Below are 19,620 nucleotides of genomic sequence, written 5' to 3'. Positions count from 1 at the left end.
ATGACAAGTTTCGGTCCGTCGGATGGGCCACCAAACGGCCCGTTAGACTATAGTTGCAAGGCCCTGCGCACACGCCGTCAAATCAGGCCGCCACGCTGGACTCGACTCCTTGCCCGTGTATTGTTTCGCCCAGCCGTGCGGGGCATCGAGCATGCGCCGCACGTCGGTTTGTTGATCCAAAAGGGAGGACTTCATGGATCGTCGTTCATTCATCCGCAAGGCCGGGACGACCGGCGTTGGCGCCGCTGTGGCCGCCGCCACGCTCGCCGCGCCGGCCATAGCCCAGTCCAATCCAAAGGTGACCTGGCGGCTGGCGTCGTCCTTTCCCAAATCGCTCGACACGATCTATGGCGGCGCCGAGGTCTTCTCAAAGATGCTTTCGGAAGCCACCGACGGCAATTTCCAGATCCAGGTCTTCGCCGCTGGCGAACTGGTGCCCGGCCTTCAGGCGGCCGACGCCACGACCGCCGGCACGGTCGAGGCCTGCCATACGGTGGCATATTATTACTGGGGCAAGGATCCGACCTGGGCGCTGGGCGCGGCGGTTCCGTTCTCGCTCAACGCGCGCGGCATGAATGCCTGGCACTATCATGGCGGCGGCATCGACCTGTTCAACGAATTTCTCGCCACGCAAGGCTTGTTCGGCCTGCCTGGCGGCAATACCGGCGTGCAGATGGGCGGCTGGTTCCGCAAGGAGATCAACACGGTGGCCGACCTTTCCGGCCTCAAGATGCGCATCGGCGGCTTCGCCGGCAAGGTTGTGCAGAAGCTCGGCGTCGTGCCGCAGCAGATCGCCGGCGGCGACATCTACCCGGCGCTCGAAAAGGGCACCATTGACGCAGCCGAATGGGTCGGCCCCTATGACGACGAGAAGCTCGGCTTCTATAAGGTTGCGCCCTACTACTACTATCCAGGCTGGTGGGAAGGCGGCCCGACCGTCCACCTGATGTTCAACAAGGCGAAATACGAAGAGCTTTCGCCGACTTACAAGTCGCTGCTGCATACCGCCGCGCAAGCCGCCGATGCCAACATGCTGCAGAAATACGACTATCTCAATCCTGCGGCGGTGAAGCGGCTGGTGGCCGGCGGCGCCAAACTGCGTCCGTTCAGCCAGGAGATCATGTCCGCCTGCTTCGAGAAGGCCAATGAGGTCTACGCCGAAATGGAAGCCTCGAACGCGCCGTTCAAGAAGATCTGGGACTCGATCAAGGGCTTCCGTAAGGAGCACTATCTCTGGGCGCAGGTGGCCGAGTACAATTACGACACCTTCATGATGGTCCAGCAGCGCAACGGCAAGCTGTAAGGTTTTTCTGCCTCCTTTCGAAGACCCCGGACTCGGTAGTCCGGGGTTTATTCGTTGGGCGTCGGTGCTGGAAACATCGATAGTCGAAGGCGTCGAAACTTGCGCCGCAGGGCCGGGGGTCGAACGGGTTCGAAGCGACAGCGGCACTCAGCCTCGGTCCGGCACCACCACCACCTTGACCTCGCCGGCGGCAGGCGGGTTGGCGATTACCGCGGCGGCCTCTTCCAGCGGCACCTGCCTGGAGATCAGCCGGTCGATCTCGATCGCGCCCGAAGCGATCAGCTCGGCGGCGCGGCGGTGCGTGTAGGGATTGAGGAAGGAGCCGAGAACCTTCAACTCGCGAAACAGAAGATCGAAGGGCTCGAACGCCGCCTTCATGCCTTGCGGCACCACGCCGACAATGACGACCGTACCGCCGGCCCTCGCCAGCCGCAGCGACTGCTCGACCGTTTCCTGGACACCGGCACATTCGAGCACCACGTCGACACCGCCGGGCACCAGTCCCGCTGGCCCGGAGATGGCATCGATGACGTCGGCGGCGCTTGCGTCGACCGTTGCCGTCGCGCCGAGCTCCTCGGCCAGTGCGCGCCGTGATGCCTGTCGCGTCGACAGGATGATGGTCGTCGCCCCTGCAAGCCTTGCCAGTTGCACTGTGAGCAGGCCGATCACGCCGCCGCCAAGTATGGCGACCGAGGAGCCGGGCTTGATCTCGGCCAGATCCACGCCATGCAGGCAGCAGCCGAGCGGCTCGCAGAAGGCGCCGTGCGTCGGCTTCAAGTCCGCGGGCAGGATGAAGGCCTGTTTCTGCGGCAACACGACGTAGTCGGCGAAGCCGCCGTCGCGATGGATGCCGATGGCATTGAGATTGCTGCACAAATTGATGCGGCCGGCATGGCAATGGCGGCAGCGTCCGCAGGCGATGTTGGGATCGCCGGTGACGCGGTCGCCGATCGAGAAGCCGCTCACGGAATGTCCCATTGCCTCGACGATGCCGGAGAACTCATGTCCGGGCGTTACCGGCGGCCGGCAGGGAAACTCGCCGTGGAAGAGATGCCGGTCCGTGCCGCAGACGCCGCAGGCCTCGATGCGCACCAGCAGATCGTCAGGCCCGGGAACCGGCTCGGCGACCTCGCGCAGCGTGATGCTGCCAACCGCTTCCAGCCGTACCGCTTTCATGGTTTTGCGACCTCCGGCATCAGTTGAAATTCGGCGGCTGCGACAGATCCGGCTGTGGTGCCGCCGGTTTGGCGGGCGCCGTGTCGCCGAAGTTCGGCGGTTGCGACAGGTCGGGCGCGGCAGGCGCGGCGGGCGGCGGGGCGCCAGTGGCGGGTGCGGTTCCGCTCCCGGCCGGCGGCGTGCCGAGCGGCGTCAGTCCCGGCACCTCCGGCACCGTATAGTCGATCGTGCCGGAATCGACCGCTGTGCCCTTGTAGTGCATCACCATTTGCGGGAAGGCGATGGTGAGCCCGATCATGATCACCTGGATGCAGACGAACGGCACGGCGCCCCAATAGATCTGACCCGTGGTCACCGGCGCGATCTGCTTGCCGGTCAAGCGGTCGAGATAGGGCACCCGGGCGGCGACCGAGCGCAGGTAGAACAGCGCGAAGCCGAAGGGTGGATGCATGAAGCTGGTCTGCATGTTGACGCCCAGAAGCACGCCGAACCAGATCAGGTCGATGCCGAGCTTGTCGGCGGCCGGTGCCAGCAACGGCACGATGATGAAGGCCAGTTCGAAGAAATCGAGGAAGAAGGCAAGCACGAAGACCAGAATGTTGACGCCGATCAGGAAGCCGACCTCGCCGCCCGGCAGCGAGGTCAGGAGATGCTCGACCCAGATGTGGCCGTTGACGCCGTAGAAGGTGAGGGAGAAGACGCGCGCGCCGATCAGGATGAACAGCACGAAGGACGACAGCCTTGTCGTCGAAGCGAGCGCCTGCTTGACCACGTCGAGCGACAGCCGGCCTTTGATCGCCGCCATCGCCAGCGCGCCGACAGCGCCCATGGCGCCGCCCTCGGTTGGAGTGGCGATGCCAAGGAAAATGGTGCCCAGCACCAGGAAGATCAACGCCAATGGCGGGATCAGCACGATCACGACCTGCTGCGCCAGCCGCGACATCATGTTGATTTTCAGGCGCTGATCGGCGATCGCAACGATATAGATCACGGCCACGCCGATGCTGGCGCCGAGGATGTCGGCATTGTCGCCATGGGTCGGTGCGAGATAGCGGTAGGCCGCGTAGGAGATCGCCACCGTCGCCAGCAACGCCACCAGCAGCGACACGACGCCATGGCCGAGCGTGCGTGCTTCCAGCGGCAGCGCCGGCATCGAATTCGGCCGGACGATCGTCATGATCAGGATGTAGAGCATGTAGAGGCTGGTCAGCACGATGCCGGGGATCAGCGCGCCCGCATACATGTCGCCGACCGAGCGGCCGAGCTGGTCGGCGAGCACGATCAGCACCAGCGACGGCGGGATGATCTGGGCGAGCGTTCCGGACGCGGCGATGACGCCGGACGCCAGCCGGCGGTCATAGCCGTAGCGCAGCATGATCGGCAGCGAGATCAGCCCCATGGCGATGACCGATGCCGCCACCACGCCGGTCGTGGCGGCCAGCAACGCGCCGACGAAGATCACGGCATAGGCAAGCCCGCCGCGGATCGGCCCGAACAGCTGGCCGATCGTATCGAGCAGGTCTTCCGCCATCCCCGATCGCTCGAGCACGATGCCCATGAAGGTGAAGAAAGGGATCGCCAGCAGCGTGTCGTTCGACATCACCCGGCTGCCGTAGAAATTATCCGGCAACGCATGCAGCAGCGGCCAGGCGAGATTGATCGAGCCGCCCGAATAGGGTGAGACCAGCACGCCGATGAAAAAGAACAAAAGTCCGTTGGCGGCGAGCGAGAAGGCGACGGGATAGCCGATCAGCAGGAAGAGGACCAGCGAGGCGAACATGATCGGCGCCATGTTCTGGGCGATGAACCCGATCACGAGCGCACCTCGTCGGCCAGTGCCTTGGCTTCGAGTTCCGCCTGCTCATGCGCCGATATGAACGGGGTCGGGTCGTCCATGTCGCCGCGCATGATGGCGATCTTCTTGATGATCTCGGAGATGCCCTGCAGCGCTAGCAGGAAGAAGCCGACCAGCAGGATCGCCTTTGCCGGCCAGATGATCAGCCCGCCGGAATTGTTCGACATTTCACCGCTGCGGAACGAAAGCGACACGTAGGGGACGAAATAGATCACCATCAGCGTCACGAACGGCATCAGGAAAAAGATATGGCCGAAAAGGTCGATCCAGTGCTGCACGCGGCGCGGGAACAGGCCGTAGACGATATCGATGCGGATATGGTCGTTCTGCTTCAGCGTATAGGCCGCCGCCAGCATGAAGGCGGCGCCGAACAGGTACCATTGCAGCTCCAGCCACGCATTCGACGAGGTGTCGAACACCTTGCGGATAGTCGCGTTAGCGGCGCTCACCAGGATTGCCAGCAGGATCAACCACGATATCCATTTGCCGATGAACTCGTTCACACGGTCGATCGTCCTGGATAGAGCGAGAAGCCCTGCCATGCATTCCTCCCTGTTAGCCGAGGCGCGACGGCTCCCCCTTGTTTTCCGCCGCGCCGCTGTGGCCTAACCGTATGCCGTGCGTGGCAGGACGGGTCAACACAGGAGCGGCGCTGTCAACGCGGTTGTGAGACGAGGAAGCCGACGAAGCGCAGGCCGACGGCGCACGGTTTGGGAACCCGGAACCGGCAGCCGGCAGGGTTCGTGGGGAAAATCAAAACCTTAAGGCGGTCGTTTCGTTTCCGAAACAAGCTTATCGGTGGCAGGCGTCATGCAACCAAAGTCTGATGCTGATCACGCGATCTTGGTCTGGTCGCGGCCAGCGCCGATCAGCACCAGCATGGCGACGAGGAACAGGTACATCCACGCGTCGCGCCATTCCACCGGGAAATAGCCGGCCCACAGCGACTCGGCCATGCCGAAGGCGGCAGCGCCCAGGGCCGCCCGCGGCGGCGAGAGATAGCCGCCGACCGCTGTCACGAACAGGATCTTGAGCCCGTAGACGAGGCCGGAACCGAAACTGACATTGCCGTAATAGAGGCCGGCCATGACGCCGGCCAGCGCGGCGCAGAAACCGCCGAACAGCACTGCGTGGCGGAACACGGCGCGCACGTCGACGCCGCACATGGCGGCCGCCTTGGGATCGTCGGAGACGGCGCGCCAGCGCCGGCCGAAATTCGAATGGGCAAAGCCCCAAGCCGCAAGCGCCACCGCCCCCAGCACCACGGCGCAATCGAGCAGCTGGATCAGCGTCAATGTCGCCTTGAAGCCGGCATTCTGCGCGAAAACGACAGGTTGCGCCAGCATAGGCGGCAGCCACAAATCATGCGTGTCGGCGGCGATGCGGCCTGCTTCCGACAAAACCAGCAGGATACCAAGCGTGGTCACCACGATCGCGTTGGGCGAGCGGTCGGCCAGCGGTTCGAAGACGCTGCGCGACAGGACGCAGCTGATAAGCGCGGCGTAGAGGAAAGCCGCTGCGATGCCGAGCACCACCGCCGCCGTCAGCGTCAGCCACAGCACCTGGTAGCCGAAGGCGGCGGTCAGGATCATCGTCTGTCCGCAAAAGGCGAACAGCGCGCCATAGGCCAGGTTGGTGCGGTGCAGGATACCGTTGGTCAGCACATAGCCGAACGCCAGCAGCGCATAGAGTGCGCCTGAATGCAGCCCGTTCAGGACCTGCTGGAACAGATACAGCATGCGAAAATCCTCGGGGCATGTCGCCCAAAGCGCATAGCGGTTTTGGGACGACGATACGCTCCAGACAGAGAGCGGCAATACCCGCTTCAGGGCAGACTTGCATCGTCGAATCTAACTTGTCAAATGCCATTTATCGGTTAGATTTCGGACATGACGGTATCCTGGACCCCGCACCGCTTCACCGGCGGCCTGCTCGCGCTCGACACGGCGAACACCGTCGTGCTGCGTGCCGATCCCGAGAGGACCTTCGACCGTTTTGACGATCCGCGCGAGATCGCCCACTTCGCGGACGCGGCGAGCGGCTTTCGCGCCGCCGAGCTTGGCGGCAGGCGGCTGGCGGTCTCCGCGCCGGCTGCAATCGCGCCTGTCGTGCTGGCGATCCGCGAGGCGACGGACCGGTTGTTTCGCCACGCGGTGTCGAAAGGCACGGTCGCTACCGATCATCTCTCCGGCCTCCTGGCGGCCTGCGCCGACGGTCTTGCCGGCAGTCGGACCGAGATCGCAACGCCCGGAAAGCCGTTCGGCGATCCGGCAACGCCGATCGCATTCGAAGCGGCACTGGCGGTTTCCGCCCTGTCGCTGCTGCGCGAGGACACGGTCGCCAGGCTCAGGATCTGCCCCAATTGCTCCTGGCTGTTCGTCGACCGCAGCCGCAATTCCAGCCGCCTGTGGTGCGACATGGCGGTCTGCGGCAACCGCCAGAAGGCAAGCCGCCACTATCGCCGCCGCAGGGCGGCCAATGAGGTCAACAATGTCCAGGACTAGCTCTCGTTCAGCCCTGCTCGGCATGGCGCTGATCGCGGCGATGGCGCTCGGCGCCTGCCGCGACACCGCCAAGGACGGTGAAGGCAAGTTGTTCGAGATTTCGGGCAAGATATTCGTCTTCAACTATCGTCTTGCCAGGGCGACCTATGTCGTGACGCTGCGGCCCCTGCGCCCGATGGGAGAGGGCCAGGTCGCGGTCGCCAGCTTCCAGGATCCGGCCGGCGGCGCGCCGTTGGTGGTCGAGCAGAAGGTCTGGCCCAAGCTCGACAAGGTGACGCTGGAGAGCCCGGCTTTGACCTGCGTCGTCAAGAACAAGCCTTATACGATCGCCATCGCTATCAAGGGTTCCGACGGCGCGGTCCTGCAGAAGATCGACACCACGCTGATGTCCACCGAAGACCAGTCCATCCTGCCCGACCGGCCGCTCGTCATTGACCAGCTCTACACCGCCAATCCCGATCTCGTCGGCCACCCCGACGGCAAGCTGCCGGGCGAGCCGAAGCCCGACTGCTCCAAGGGGACCTGACGCTCGCCGCCAAGCCGAAAGGCAAGCGAGATTTTCGTACGCCGGACATTGCTCGCGGGGCGATTTCATACCGGGCAAGGGATGACGGCGGATCGTTCGTTGCGCGTTGCCTGTCACGTCCGATTTCGTTTGACCTGTCTTGCAAGGGGAGAAAGGATGCGTCATCCGATCCCGACGCTGGCTGCCTGCCCCCGCGCGGCCTCCGCAGAGGAAATGCCTGATGACGCTGCACGACGTCGCGCTCGACGACAAGTTCGACCTGGGGAAGGAACGCATCTTCCTGTCCGGCGCCCAGGCGGTCATCCGCATGCTGCTGATGCAGCGCGAGCGCGACCGCCGCGCGGGCCTGGACACGGCCGGCTTCGTCTCCGGCTATCGCGGTTCGCCGCTGGGCGGCCTCGACATGCAGCTGTGGAAGGCAAAAAAACAGCTCGCCCAGGCCGACATCGTCTTCCAGCCCGGACTTAACGAGGAACTCGCCGCTACCGCCTGCTGGGGATCGCAGCAGACGGAACTGCTGGGCGAAGGCACCCATGACGGCGTTTTTTCGGTTTGGTACGGCAAGGGTCCGGGGGTCGACCGCTCCGGCGACGTCTTCCGCCACGCCAATCTGGCCGGCTCGTCGAAACATGGCGGTGCGCTCGCTTTGATGGGCGACGACCACATGGCCGAATCCTCGACCAACGCGCATGCCACCGAATTCCTGTTCGTCGACGCCATGGTGCCGATCCTCAACCCGGCCGGTGTCCAGGAGATAATCGATTACGGGCTCTACGGTTTTGCCATGTCGCGCTTCGCCGGCACATGGGCGGCCATCAAATGCGTCAAGGACAACATCGAATCGACGGCCTCGGTCGATGCCTCGATCGAGCGTCTGAACATCGTTAATCCCGAGTTCGACATGCCGCCCGGCGGCCTCAACATCCGCCACGAGATCGACATGCTCGGCCAGGAGGAGCGGCTGCATGAGTACAAGCGCGCCGCCGCGTCGGCCTTCATCCATGCCAACGGGCTGAACCGCGTCGTCTATTCGGGCGGCCGCAATCCTAGGATCGGCATCATCACCATCGGCAAAAGCTATCTCGACGTCCGCCAGGCGCTCGAGGATATCGGCATCGACGAGGCCGCCGCCGGCCGCATCGGCGTGCGGCTGTTCAAAGTCGGTTGCCCCTGGCCGCTCGATTTCCAGCACATTGCCGAGTTCGCGCGCGGCCTCGACACCATCGTCGTCGTCGAGGAGAAGCGTTCGCTGATCGAGGTGCAGCTTCGCGAGAGCCTCTACGGCACCGCCACGCAGCCCGTCATCGTCGGCAAGAAGAACGAGCGCGGCGACTGGCTGTTTCCGGCCAAGGGCGCGCTCGACCCCAACGAAATCGCCATTGCCCTTGGCGAAAGGATCGTGAAAACCATCGGTCCGTCGGAAGAGATTTCAGCGCGGGTGGCGAAGCTGCGCCAGTTCCAGGCCATGCTCGCAGACGCGTCGGACATCGGCTCCCGCACGCCCTTCTTCTGCTCCGGCTGCCCACACAATTCCTCGACCAAGGTGCCGGATGGCTCGATCGCCGCGGCCGGCATCGGCTGCCATTTCATGGCACTGTGGATGGACAGGAATACTGTCGGCTTCACCGCCATGGGTGGCGAGGGGGCGCAGTGGGTCGGCCAGGCGCCCTTTTCCAAGCGCGACCACATTTTCCAGAATCTCGGCGACGGCACCTACAACCACTCCGGCACGCTGGCGATCCGCTTCGCGCTGTCGTCGGGCGCCAACATCACCTACAAGATACTCTATAACGACGCGGTGGCCATGACCGGCGGCCAGCCGCATGAAGGCGGCCTGACGGTGGACATGATCGCCAGGCAGGTGCGAGCCGAAGGGATCGAGCGCATCGCCGTCGTCACCGACGAACCCGACAAATATGCCGGCAAGGTCGAGTTCCCGGCCGGCGCCACCATCCATCACCGCGACGATCTCGATCTCGTCCAGCGCGAGCTGCGCGGCGTTAGCGGGGTTTCGATCCTGCTCTACGACCAGACCTGTGCCGCCGAAAAGCGCCGCCGCCGCAAGCGCGGAACCTTTCCCGATCCCGACAAGCGGGTCTTCATCAACGAACTGGTCTGCGAGGGCTGCGGCGACTGCGGCGTCCAATCGAACTGCGTCTCCATCCAGCCGGTGGAGACCGAGTTCGGCCGCAAGCGCCGGATCGACCAGTCGAGCTGCAACAAGGATTTTTCCTGCGTCAATGGCTTCTGCCCATCCTTCGTCACCGTGCATGGCGCCAAGATCCGCAAGGCCGAAGGCATCGCCGGCAGCACTGATCCGCTCGACGGCGTTCCAGCAGCCGCCGAATTCCCGCTCGGCGAACAGGGCTGGGCGGCGATCATCGACGGCGTCGGCGGCACCGGCGTCGTCACCGTCGGCGCCGTGCTCGGCATGGCGGCTCATCTCGAGGGCAAGGGCTGCGGCATGATCGACATGGCCGGGCTTGCCCAGAAGGGCGGTTCGGTGTTCACCCATGTCCGCATCGCCCGCACGCCCGATGACATCCACGCCATCCGTGTCTCGGCCGGCAAGGCCGATCTCGTGCTCGGCTGCGATCTCGTCGTGTCGGGAGCCAAAAAAGTGCTGGCCGCGGTGCGCGAGGGCCACACCATCTTCCTCGCCAACACTGCCGAGATCATGCCGGGCGAGTTTGCCCGCTCGGCCGATTTCTCGCTCCCCATCGAGCGCTTGAAGAAGGCGATCCGCACTGCTGCCGGCGACGACAAGGCGCATTTCTTCGACGCCACCCGCACAGCCACCGCCCTGTTCGGCAATTCGCTGGGCGCCAACATGTTCATGCTCGGCTTCGCCTTTCAGCATGGCGGTCTGCCGCTGTCGGCGCAAGCCGTCGAAAAGGCGATCGAATTGAACGGCGAGGCGGTGGGGATGAACATCGCCGCCTTCCGCTGGGGCCGCCGCGCCGCGCATCAGCCGGATTTCGTGCGTGGCCTCGTCCAGCCGGGCAAGGACGGCCAACCCGCCACCACTGCCCAGACGCTGGACGAAATCATTGCCCGCCGGGTCGCTTTCCTTTCCGCCTATCAGAACGCCGCCTATGGCAAGCGCTACGCCGGCAGGATCGCTGCCCTGCGCGCGGCCGAAGCCAAGGCAGCGCCCGGTTCGAGCGCCGTGACGGAAGCGGCGGCCAGGAACCTGTTCAAGCTGATGGCGATCAAGGACGAATACGAGGTGGCGCGGCTCTATACCGACGGCTCCTTCGCCGCCGAACTCGGCAAGCAGTTCCAGAGTTACGAAAAACTCGAATTCCACCTGGCGCCGCCGGTTCTGGGCCGTCGCGGCAATGACGGCAAACCGAGGAAATCGAGCTTCGGTCCCTGGATGATGAAAGGGTTCCGCATGCTGGCGGCGATGAAGGGCCTGCGCGGGACAGCATTCGACCTGTTCGGCTACACCGCCGAGCGGCGCATGGAGCGGCAATTGCTGGCGCAATATGAGGCCGACCTGCAACACGTCGCCAACTCGCTGGCGCCGGACACCATCGAGGCCGCCACGGCCCTCGTCTCGGTGCCGGCACTCATCCGCGGTTACGGCCATGTTCGGCAAGCCAGCGCTCAAAAGGCGGCCGGCGAGCGCCAAAGACTGCTCGAGCGCCTGTCCGGCACGTCAGCGAGGGCGGAACTCCAGGCCGCCGAGTGATGGCCTTGTTTACCTAAAGCCCAATTCTCCCAGTCTGTCCTGCTTTGCGCGCCTTCGGCAAGCCGCCCAAAACCGCTGTTCTAAGCCTTTCTTAAGGCGGATGTGAGATGACGAGGCCTAGCGTTGGGCCGACGACATGGGCAGAACAAAGACCGAAAACATCCCAGCGGATGTTTATATCCAGTTTGTGCGGTCGTTGTTCGACAACGCCCACATGCTGGTGATCGGTGGCGTGTGCTACTGGATCCTCGGACTAATGATCTACTTGCGCACGAACAATCCGTTGTTCCTGGCTTTCTCTTTTGTTCTGCTGTCCATCTGCCTTTACCGCTATTTCGGCATTCGCGCCTTCCGGAAGGCAGGCGGTGTAATAGCCGACGTCCAAGAGGCGCATCGGTGGGAGCGCAACTACATCCTCAAGGGCAGCGTGCAGGGCCTCACGTTGGGCGCACTGTGCTTCATATCGATCTATGTCTATCCCGATCCCTTTGCCGAACTGGCCGCGACGTCGCTGGCCATCGCGACCTTGGTGACGGTTGTTGGCCGGAACTACGGCTCTCCCATTATGGTGCGGGTTTTTTCCGTGACCTTCATTGGTCCGGCAGCACTTGCACTTTTGCTGCGCATGGATGTGCCTTCGGTCATTCTCGGTCTGATGATCATCCCGTTGACTTTCGTCACGATCAACAGCGCCGACCACGTCCGCGATGTGCTTTTCTCGGCCGTCATCGGCCACAAGGAAGCGAGGAAGCTCGCGCTCAGATTCGATCGCGCGCTCAATACCATGTCGCATGGCCTCGTCATGCTTGGCCCGGACGGGCGGGTGGCGGTCGCCAATGCCGAGGCCGCGCATCTTATGTCGCTCAAATCGGCCGATGCGCTGCTTGGGCGGTCAATCCATGGTCTCTTGATGCGCGGCGTCGTGGGCGGCATGCTGGCTCCAAAGGACTGCCGCTACATCGAAGCCCAGCTGACGCGTGCATTGCGCGAGGGCCGCGACCGTAAGGTCCTGGTTTCGCTCGCCAATGGCCAACATTACGAATTCTCCGCCCGCGAAGGCAGCCAGGAACTCGGAGTCATCACCTTCGAGGACGTGACGGCGCGCGTCGAGGCGGAAGACAAGATCCGCTTCATGGCGCGCTATGACAATCTCACCGGCCTGCCCAATCGCGCCTATTTCCACGAACTGATCGGCGAGGCGATGGCGTCAGGCGACCGTGACCGCCTCTGCGGCCTTGCCGTGCTCGACCTCGACGATTTCAAGAGTGTCAACGACACGCTCGGGCATCCGATCGGCGATGGATTGATCTACGCGGTGGCCGAGCGTCTTGCCGCCATTGCGGGACAAGGCATCACCGTCAGCCGCTTCGGCGGCGACGAATTCATGGTTTTCTTCGACCGTATAGAGGATGAAAGCCATCTGACCCTTCAGATCGACGAGATCTTTGCAGCGTTGCAAGGGGAGGTGGACGTCGCCGGCCACGGGCTGCGCATCCAGGCCAGCGCCGGCGCCGTGCTGTCGCGGGTCAGGGATACCGACGTCGATGCCATGATCGTCAAGGCGGACCTGGCGCTCTATAAGGCCAAGGAGCTCGGCAAGAACGGCTGGCGGCTGTTCGAGGCCGCCATGGACGCTGCGTTCCGCAACCGCCAGCTGATGAAGGCGGATCTGCGCAGCGCGGTGGAAGGCAAGGCCCTGCGCGTCGTCTACCAGCCGATCGTGGCGATGAGCACGATGCGCATCGCCAGCTGCGAGGCGCTGTGCCGATGGGACCATCCCGACCTCGGGCCGATTTCGCCCGGCATCTTCATTCCGCTGGCGGAGGAAATGGGCATCATTTCCGAGATTAGCACCTTCGTGCTGCAGGCAGCCTGCACCGAATGCGCCAAATGGCCGGACCACACCAGCGTCTCGGTCAATCTCTCCGCCAAGGATTTCCGCAACCGGGACGTCATCCAGAAGGTTCGCGACGCTCTGGTCAGCTCCGGCCTTGCCGCCGGCCGGCTGGAGATCGAGGTCACCGAAACTGCGCTGCTCGATGACAAGTCGCTGACACGTCAATATATCGAGGAACTGAAGCAGATCGGTGTGCGCATCGCACTTGACGATTTCGGGACCGGCTATTCGAGCCTGAGCTATCTGCACAAGCTGCCGCTCGACAAGATCAAGATCGATCGCTCCTTCTTGATGGACGTCACCCAGAGCAAGCGTTCGCTGGAGCTGCTGAAGGGCATTGTCAATCTGTCGCGGCCGCTTGGACTTTCCGTGACTGTCGAAGGCGTCGAGACCTTTGAGCAGCTCAAGATCCTGGCCTTGCAAGTGAAACCGGATCTCGTGCAGGGCTTCCTGTTCGGTGCCGCGCTCAGTGCGTCGGGTATCGAGACGATGTCGAATGTCACCTGGCCATTTGCCGCTGACCTGCGTCGCACCGGTAAACGGACGGTCCGTTAGCGCCGTAATTTTCGACTTCGCTCGATTGGATTCCCCGCGCGTTGCGAATCGCACGACGCTCTTTGATGTCGAACTCGTTCAGTGTCGGGATACGGTTCCGCCGCGATTTTGCCTTTGCGCAATGCAGCTGAAAGGGTCCTCCTCAGAGTATGCAGATGTATTCGGAGGCATGATCCACGTCCTCTCAGCGGCAATCGTCGGACGATTGCTCAGTAAGATATTCTCGGGCGACTCCCGGCCATTAAGGTTAACGGAATGTAAATCAACAAGATCTAAATTTCGGCTTGTGTCTCATTTCAACTCGAATAGCCTATCCTAGGTCGAATTCGAGGACAGACGATGGATGCTGCAACAGCTACAAGGAATGCGTCTGGCGGGGTAAGCACAGCCGGGGATTCGGTGCTGAATCGATCGATGATGCAACTGCTTGAGCATGTCGATTATCGCCTCATTACCGGGGGCGAGGATTTGGAAGCGATTTACCGGCTTCGCTATAAGTCCTATCTGCGCTCCGGTATGTGCGGCCCGCTCGCCAGCGGCATGTTCGAGGATCGCTGGGACAATCTACCCAATTCCTACCGATTCGGTGTCTATTGCTACGGCGAATTGGTGAGCACAATCCGCTTCCATTACATTTCCATCGAGCACCCGAATTCGCCCTCCGTTGATGCCTATCCGGAAATACTGATCGAGCGGCTTGCCCGCGGAGAAACCTTCATCGACGGAACCCGCTTCGCAACCGATCCTGACGCCGCGCCGGCACCCGGAGTGCTGCCGTTTCTGACACTCAGGCTTGCCATGGTGGCCTCGCTCTATTTTGGCCAGAACTCTGTGCTGACGCCGGTCAAGGTCGAGCATTCCAATTTTTATTCTCGTTACTTCAATGCCGTGCAGAGGACCGAGGCTAAGGAGTTTCCGGGCGTTCTTACCCGGATCGCCCTGTTCGAAATCCCCGCCGGCGAAAATATGCGCCTGACGCTCGAACGTTTCCCATTCTTCAGGTCGACGCCCATGGAACAGCGGTTGATGTTCGCCAATCCGGCCATCAATCGGCTGACGCCCTTGTCTATCGTGCCGACGGCGAAATATTATCGTGAGGCCGCCTGAGGCCCCTGATTTTGCAAAGCTCCGGAGCTTTCCGGCCAGATCCGCGTTTTGATGACGGCGGCGCGTTGACGCTCCGCGTCTTCATTTCGACGTATCTGCCAAAAGGACCCCGACATGCATATTTCCCAGCTCGCGCTCACGCCGCTTATCTCGCTGATCGCCGGGGTGCTGATCCTGGTCATGCCACGGCTGCTGAACTACATCGTCGCGCTCTATCTGATCATAGCTGGCCTGCTTGGATTGTTTCCGCACCTCGCCGGCTAAAGACGGACAGCGCGGTTGACGCGCCAGCCGGCTTCGTCCGGGATTGCGCGAAAACAAGCAGCCGGAGCGGTTCGGCGATTCTGCCGAACGCAGGGGCGCTTTGCTTCAAATTTCCCTTGAGGCAGTTGTAAGCTGCGATGCGGCAATAGCGCCATTGCTCTCGGCGCGGCTTTTCGCTATGTGCCTGAAAGATGTCTTCGAAGGGGTATTCCTATGGCTGAGCACACGCCGACCGGTCCTGTCGAACTGGGCGCGAAGATGGACTATGCCGAGCACGACCGCACCTATGCGGGCTTCCTCATGCTGGCCAAATACGGATCACTCTTCTGCGGCGCCATACTTCTGGCGATGGCTTTCGGTTTCTTCGCGGGCGGCTTCTTCTCGGCGACTATCCTGTTCGTCCTGATCATGGCCGTCGGCGCCTTCATTCTGCGATAGTCTTTCCAAAACCCCATTGCCTTTGACGTCGCCGGATGCCCCGGCCGACATTTTGCGCAAACAGGTTCCAGCCGAAAGGATCATGCGGTGGGACAGACGGTTTTCATCCCTCGTGAGTTCGATGCGAACGAGCCGCGCGTCGCGGCTTCGCCCGATACGGTGAAACGGCTGGCCGGCCTGGGTCTTGAAGTGGTTGTGGAGGCCGGTGCCGGCACGCGATCGCGCATTCCCGATGAGGAGTTCGTCAAGGCGGGCGCTTCGATCGGCGAGGCCGGCGATGTTGCCAAGGCCGACGTGGTGCTGAAGGTGCGCCAGCCGACGGATGCGGAGCTCAAATCCTACAAGCGCGGCGTTGCCGTGATCGCCATCATGGATCCCTATGGCAACGATGCCGCCGTCGCGGCACTGGCCAAGGCCGGGGTGACGGCCTTCTCGATGGAATTCATGCCGCGCATCACGCGCGCCCAGTCGATGGACGTCTTGTCCTCGCAGGCTAACCTTGCCGGCTACCAGGCGGTGATCGACGGCGCAGCCGAATACGATCGCGCGCTGCCGATGATGATGACGGCGGCCGGCACGGTTCCTGCCGCCAAGGTGTTCATCATGGGCGTCGGCGTCGCCGGCCTGCAGGCGATCGCCACAGCGCGCCGGCTCGGCGCAGTCGTCACCGCGACCGACGTTCGCCCCGCCGCCAAGGAACAGGTCGCCTCGCTTGGCGCAAAGTTCCTCGCCGTCGAGGACGAAGAGTTCAAGGCGGCCGAGACCGCCGGCGGCTACGCCAAGGAGATGTCCAAGGAGTACCAGGCCAAGCAGGCGGCGCTGACCGCCGAGCACATTGCCAAGCAGGACATCGTCATCACCACGGCGCTGATCCCCGGCCGCCCGGCGCCGAGGCTGGTGTCGGCTGACATGGTCGCCTCGATGAAGCCTGGTTCGGTGATCGTCGATCTTGCGGTGGAGCGCGGCGGCAATGTCGAGGGCGCTGTGCCTGGCAAGGTCGTGACGACGGCCAACGGCGTCAAGATCGTCGGCTACCTCAACGTGCCGGGCCGCGTCGCGGCCTCCGCCTCGCTGCTCTACGCCAGGAACCTTTTTGCTTTCCTCGAGACCCTGGTCGACAAGGCGACGAAGACGCTTGCCATCAATCGCGATGACGACCTGGTCAAGGCGACCATGCTGACCGACGGTGGCAAGATCGTCCATCCGGCCTTCGCCAAGGCCGACCAGCAGCCGCCAAAGGGCCAATATATCGAACCGCCGGCGATACCGGCCAGCACAATGGTCGCCGATGCTTCGGCGCCCAAGAAAGCCGCGCCCAGGAAAGCCGCGCCCAAGCAAGCCGCCGCATCCAAGCCCTCGCTGCCAAAGTCGCCCTCGCCAAAGTCGCCCTCGCCCAAGCCGAAAGGGACCGCGTGATGGACCAGACCTTGCAGAAAGCCCTCGACCAGCTCGACCAGGCAAGTGCTGCCGTCCGGCTGGCGGTGCAGAACCTGGCAAATGCTCCCGGCGGCGCCGAGGCGGCCGGCGACGCCGCGCACGCGCTGTCGGGCGGCGCCATCGATCCCTTCGTCTTCCGCCTGGCCATCTTCGTGCTGGCGATCTTCGTCGGCTATTACGTCGTCTGGTCGGTGACGCCTGCGCTGCACACGCCGCTGATGGCCGTCACCAACGCCATCTCCTCGGTCATCGTCGTCGGCGCGCTGCTTGCCGTCGGCATCGCCGCCTCCGGCGTCGCCGCGGGCTTCGGCTTCGTCGCGCTGATGCTGGTGTCGGTCAACATCTTCGGCGGCTTCCTCGTCACCCAGCGCATGCTGGCAATGTACAAGAAGAAGGACAAGTGACGTGACCGTCAATCTCGCCTCCTTCCTCTATCTGGTCTCCGGCATTCTCTTCATCCTGGCGTTGCGCGGCCTGTCGCACCCGACCACCAGCCGGCAGGGCAATCTCTACGGCATGATCGGCATGGGCATCGCCATCGCCACCACGCTGGCGCTGGCCACGCCATCGGCCGGACGCTTCGGCCTGATCGTGCTCGGCCTTGCCATTGGCGGCGGCGTCGGCGCCGTCACGGCCAGGCGCATCGCCATGACCTCGATGCCGCAACTGGTCGCCGCCTTCCACTCGCTCGTCGGCCTTGCCGCCGTGATGGTGGCGGCGGCCGCCATCTATGCGCCGGAAAGCTTCGGCATCGGCACGGCGGGCGACATCCACGCACAGGCGCTGGTCGAAATGAGCCTGGGTGTGGCCATCGGCGCCATCACCTTCACCGGCTCGGTCATCGCCTTCCTCAAGCTTGACGGGCGCATGTCGGGCAAGCCGATCATGATCGGCGGCCGCCATTTCATCAACATCGCGCTTGGCATCGCCTTGGTCGTGCTGATCGTGCTTTTGGTCACCACCGAATCGAAGCTCGTCTTCTGGCTCATCGTTGCCGCATCGCTGGTGCTGGGCGTGCTGCTCATCATCCCCATCGGCGGCGCCGACATGCCGGTGGTGGTGTCGATGCTCAACTCCTATTCGGGTTGGGCGGCCGCGGCTCTGGGCTTCACGCTCGGCAATCTGGCGCTGATCATCACCGGCGCCCTGGTCGGCTCGTCGGGCGCCATCCTGTCCTACATCATGTGCAAGGGCATGAACCGCTCCTTCATCTCCGTCATCCTCGGCGGCTTCGGTGGTGAGACCGCAGCCGCGGGCGCTGATGATGGGATCGAGCGCACGGTCAAGCAGGGCTCGGCCGACGATGCCGCCTATCTGATGATGAACGCACAGAAAGTCATCATCGTCCCTGGCTACGGCATGGCCGTCGCCCAGGCGCAGCATGCACTGCGCGAAATGGCCGACAAGCTCAAGGCCAATGGCGTCGACGTCAAATACGCCATCCACCCCGTGGCCGGCCGCATGCCGGGCCACATGAACGTGCTCTTGGCCGAAGCCAACGTGCCTTACGACGAAGTGTTCGAGCTCGAGGACATCAATTCCGAATTCGCGCAGGCCGACGTCGCCTATGTCATCGGCGCCAACGACGTCACCAACCCGTCCGCGCGGGATGACAAGTCCTCACCTATTTACGGTATGCCGATCCTCGACGTCGACAAGGCGCGCACCTGCCTGTTCGTCAAGCGCTCGCTCGGCTCCGGCTATGCCGGCATCGACAACACGCTGTTCTACAAGGACGGCACCATGATGCTGCTCGGCGACGCCAAGAAGATGACCGAGGAAATCGTCAAGGCCATGGATCACTGACCCGGTCACATCGTCCGCATGAAGAAGCCCGGCTCGCCGGGCTTCTTCATGCGGATTTCAGACGATGTTCAACGGCTGGTCAGGAACACAGCCTCCTCGTCGTCGCGCTGCCTGCCGCCGAGGGCGGCCGCGGCGCTGGCGATGAAGGCGCCGATGACCAGCGACAGGGCGCCGAGGAGCGCAAATGTGGCGCTCGCCTTCCTGGCGGTATCGGCCGCCTGCTGGGCCTTGGCCTTGGCGTCCTGCGCCTTTGCCAGCAGCGTATCGACACGCGTCTTGGCGTCTGCTTCCGACAGGCCGGTGCGTGCCGCGACCAGCTGCGACAGGTATGTCTTGTCCTCGGGCGAAACCTCGCCAGCCGCAGCGCTGGCGACCAGGATGCGCGATGCCTGCGCCGCCGCCGCCGCGTCGTTTTGCGGATTGGCTGCCGCCAGTCTCGCCGCGTCCGCCGGCCTGAACAACGAGTCCACCAGATAGGATGTGGCATTGTCCGTCGATGCCCCGCCTGCATTGGCCGATGCACCGGCCGAAGCGCCCTGGGCGGCGCCGGCGGCCACGCTGGATACAGCCTGGACGCCGGAACCCACAGCCGCCGACAGCGCCGAGCCGAGCACGCCGACGACCAGCAGCGTCGCCAGCGCCCATGCCAGGAAGCCATGAGCCGTATCCCGGAAATAAACCTCGTCGGTATGCACGCCCACCCATTTGGTGCGCAGCCGGCCGGCAAGATAGCCACCGAGGCCGGATGACAGCCATTGCACGACGATCAGCCAGACCGCGGTCGAAACCGCGAAGCTGGTGATAGAGGCGCTTGAGCCCGACCATGGCGAGACCATGCTCAACCCCAGGCCGGAGCCGAGCAGCATCAGGATGAAGGTCAATGTCGAGGCGGCGAAGGCACCGGCGATGATCGGACCCCAGCTGATAGCGGTGGCGGACGATTCCACCGCGCCGGGATCATCCGTGATCGACAGGGTGGACTGCATGACAGCCCCCTATCGCGCGAAAAGCATGATGAGAAGGATGATCGGGATTGGAACCCCGAGTAACCAGAG

16 protein-coding genes are annotated in these 19,620 nt (G+C 63.5%); 11 read left to right on the top strand and 5 right to left on the bottom strand.

Features of this window, described 5'->3' with window-relative positions:
* The first annotated feature begins 193 nt into the window (after nt 1-193).
* Nucleotides 194-1,303, top strand: coding sequence for a TRAP transporter substrate-binding protein (locus FJ972_RS01400; protein ID WP_140525590.1), 1,110 nt, complete (start codon nt 194-196; stop codon nt 1,301-1,303).
* 147 nt (nt 1,304-1,450) lie between these two features.
* On the opposite strand, the gene FJ972_RS01395 is transcribed toward FJ972_RS01400, so the two are convergent.
* From FJ972_RS01395 to FJ972_RS01380, 4 genes are all read right to left on the bottom strand, one after another.
* Nucleotides 1,451-2,479 carry a zinc-dependent alcohol dehydrogenase family protein gene (locus FJ972_RS01395; RefSeq protein WP_140512844.1) on the bottom strand — a complete coding sequence of 343 codons (1,029 nt, stop codon included), beginning with the start codon at nt 2,477-2,479 and terminating at the stop codon, nt 1,451-1,453.
* A gap of 19 nt (nt 2,480-2,498) precedes the next feature.
* Nucleotides 2,499-4,292 carry a TRAP transporter large permease gene (locus FJ972_RS01390; protein WP_140525623.1) on the bottom strand — a complete coding sequence of 598 codons (1,794 nt, stop codon included), beginning with the start codon at nt 4,290-4,292 and terminating at the stop codon, nt 2,499-2,501.
* Nucleotides 4,292-4,876 carry a TRAP transporter small permease subunit gene (locus FJ972_RS01385; RefSeq protein WP_140525589.1) on the bottom strand — a complete coding sequence of 195 codons (585 nt, stop codon included), beginning with the start codon at nt 4,874-4,876 and terminating at the stop codon, nt 4,292-4,294. Before FJ972_RS01385 ends, FJ972_RS01390 begins: the two co-directional genes overlap by 1 nt.
* Nucleotides 4,877-5,167: 291 nt before the next feature.
* Nucleotides 5,168-6,073 (bottom strand): branched-chain amino acid ABC transporter permease, encoded by a 906-nt coding sequence (locus tag FJ972_RS01380; RefSeq protein WP_140512846.1) that lies wholly within the window; start codon nt 6,071-6,073, stop codon nt 5,168-5,170.
* Between the two features lie 150 nt (nt 6,074-6,223).
* Between FJ972_RS01380 and FJ972_RS01375 the strand changes: the two genes are divergently transcribed.
* From FJ972_RS01375 to FJ972_RS01330, 10 genes are all read left to right on the top strand, one after another.
* The gene (locus tag FJ972_RS01375; RefSeq protein WP_140525588.1) at nt 6,224-6,838 is read left to right on the top strand and encodes a CGNR zinc finger domain-containing protein; all 615 of its coding nucleotides are present in this window, start codon (nt 6,224-6,226) and stop codon (nt 6,836-6,838) included.
* Nucleotides 6,825-7,364 carry a hypothetical protein gene (locus FJ972_RS01370; RefSeq protein WP_411969504.1) on the top strand — a complete coding sequence of 180 codons (540 nt, stop codon included), beginning with the start codon at nt 6,825-6,827 and terminating at the stop codon, nt 7,362-7,364. Before FJ972_RS01375 ends, FJ972_RS01370 begins: the two co-directional genes overlap by 14 nt.
* A gap of 220 nt (nt 7,365-7,584) precedes the next feature.
* Nucleotides 7,585-11,061, top strand: coding sequence for an indolepyruvate ferredoxin oxidoreductase family protein (locus FJ972_RS01365; RefSeq protein ID WP_140525586.1), 3,477 nt, complete (start codon nt 7,585-7,587; stop codon nt 11,059-11,061).
* A 136-nt stretch (nt 11,062-11,197) separates the two neighbouring features.
* Nucleotides 11,198-13,513 (top strand): putative bifunctional diguanylate cyclase/phosphodiesterase, encoded by a 2,316-nt coding sequence (locus tag FJ972_RS01360; protein ID WP_140525585.1) that lies wholly within the window; start codon nt 11,198-11,200, stop codon nt 13,511-13,513.
* A gap of 414 nt (nt 13,514-13,927) precedes the next feature.
* A complete protein-coding gene (locus FJ972_RS01355) occupies nt 13,928-14,620 on the top strand; it encodes an N-acyl amino acid synthase FeeM domain-containing protein (protein WP_224619964.1) in 693 nt (230 codons plus the stop codon).
* Nucleotides 14,621-14,734: 114 nt separating this feature from the next.
* Nucleotides 14,735-14,884, top strand: a complete 150-nt coding sequence (locus FJ972_RS01350; RefSeq protein ID WP_140501117.1) for a DUF3096 domain-containing protein — start codon at nt 14,735-14,737, stop codon at nt 14,882-14,884.
* Between the two features lie 213 nt (nt 14,885-15,097).
* Complete coding sequence (locus FJ972_RS01345; RefSeq protein WP_140501115.1) at nt 15,098-15,322, top strand: aa3-type cytochrome c oxidase subunit IV; 225 nt, start codon at nt 15,098-15,100, stop codon at nt 15,320-15,322.
* Between the two features lie 87 nt (nt 15,323-15,409).
* Nucleotides 15,410-16,738 carry a Re/Si-specific NAD(P)(+) transhydrogenase subunit alpha gene (locus tag FJ972_RS01340; protein WP_140528003.1) on the top strand — a complete coding sequence of 443 codons (1,329 nt, stop codon included), beginning with the start codon at nt 15,410-15,412 and terminating at the stop codon, nt 16,736-16,738.
* Nucleotides 16,738-17,163: an NAD(P) transhydrogenase subunit alpha gene (locus tag FJ972_RS01335; RefSeq protein WP_140512858.1), complete on the top strand. Its 426-nt coding sequence runs from the start codon at nt 16,738-16,740 to the stop codon at nt 17,161-17,163. Before FJ972_RS01340 ends, FJ972_RS01335 begins: the two co-directional genes overlap by 1 nt.
* A gap of 1 nt (nt 17,164) precedes the next feature.
* The gene (locus FJ972_RS01330) at nt 17,165-18,565 is read left to right on the top strand and encodes an NAD(P)(+) transhydrogenase (Re/Si-specific) subunit beta (protein ID WP_140512860.1); all 1,401 of its coding nucleotides are present in this window, start codon (nt 17,165-17,167) and stop codon (nt 18,563-18,565) included.
* Between the two features lie 68 nt (nt 18,566-18,633).
* On the opposite strand, the gene FJ972_RS01325 is transcribed toward FJ972_RS01330, so the two are convergent.
* Entirely contained in the window at nt 18,634-19,551 is a 918-nt protein-coding gene (locus FJ972_RS01325; RefSeq protein WP_140497276.1) for a hypothetical protein, read from the bottom strand.
* Nucleotides 19,552-19,620: the final 69 nt, after the last annotated feature.

It is taken from the genome of Mesorhizobium sp. B2-1-1 (assembly GCF_006442975.2).
Taxonomy (GTDB): Bacteria; Pseudomonadota; Alphaproteobacteria; order Rhizobiales; family Rhizobiaceae; genus Mesorhizobium.
This window is presented reverse-complemented; position numbering and strand designations above follow the sequence as displayed.

Coding starts and splice junctions, on each gene's coding strand:
- FJ972_RS01400 (WP_140525590.1), top strand. CDS start 194: ATGGATCGTCGTTCATTCATCCGCAAGGCCGGGACGACCGGCGTTGGC.
- FJ972_RS01395 (WP_140512844.1), bottom strand. CDS start 2,479: ATGAAAGCGGTACGGCTGGAAGCGGTTGGCAGCATCACGCTGCGCGAG.
- FJ972_RS01385 (WP_140525589.1), bottom strand. CDS start 4,876: ATGGCAGGGCTTCTCGCTCTATCCAGGACGATCGACCGTGTGAACGAG.
- FJ972_RS01380 (WP_140512846.1), bottom strand. CDS start 6,073: ATGCTGTATCTGTTCCAGCAGGTCCTGAACGGGCTGCATTCAGGCGCA.
- FJ972_RS01375 (WP_140525588.1), top strand. CDS start 6,224: ATGACGGTATCCTGGACCCCGCACCGCTTCACCGGCGGCCTGCTCGCG.
- FJ972_RS01370 (WP_411969504.1), top strand. CDS start 6,825: ATGTCCAGGACTAGCTCTCGTTCAGCCCTGCTCGGCATGGCGCTGATC.
- FJ972_RS01365 (WP_140525586.1), top strand. CDS start 7,585: ATGACGCTGCACGACGTCGCGCTCGACGACAAGTTCGACCTGGGGAAG.
- FJ972_RS01360 (WP_140525585.1), top strand. CDS start 11,198: ATGGGCAGAACAAAGACCGAAAACATCCCAGCGGATGTTTATATCCAG.
- FJ972_RS01355 (WP_224619964.1), top strand. CDS start 13,928: ATGATGCAACTGCTTGAGCATGTCGATTATCGCCTCATTACCGGGGGC.
- FJ972_RS01350 (WP_140501117.1), top strand. CDS start 14,735: ATGCATATTTCCCAGCTCGCGCTCACGCCGCTTATCTCGCTGATCGCC.
- FJ972_RS01345 (WP_140501115.1), top strand. CDS start 15,098: ATGGCTGAGCACACGCCGACCGGTCCTGTCGAACTGGGCGCGAAGATG.
- FJ972_RS01335 (WP_140512858.1), top strand. CDS start 16,738: ATGGACCAGACCTTGCAGAAAGCCCTCGACCAGCTCGACCAGGCAAGT.
- FJ972_RS01325 (WP_140497276.1), bottom strand. CDS start 19,551: ATGCAGTCCACCCTGTCGATCACGGATGATCCCGGCGCGGTGGAATCG.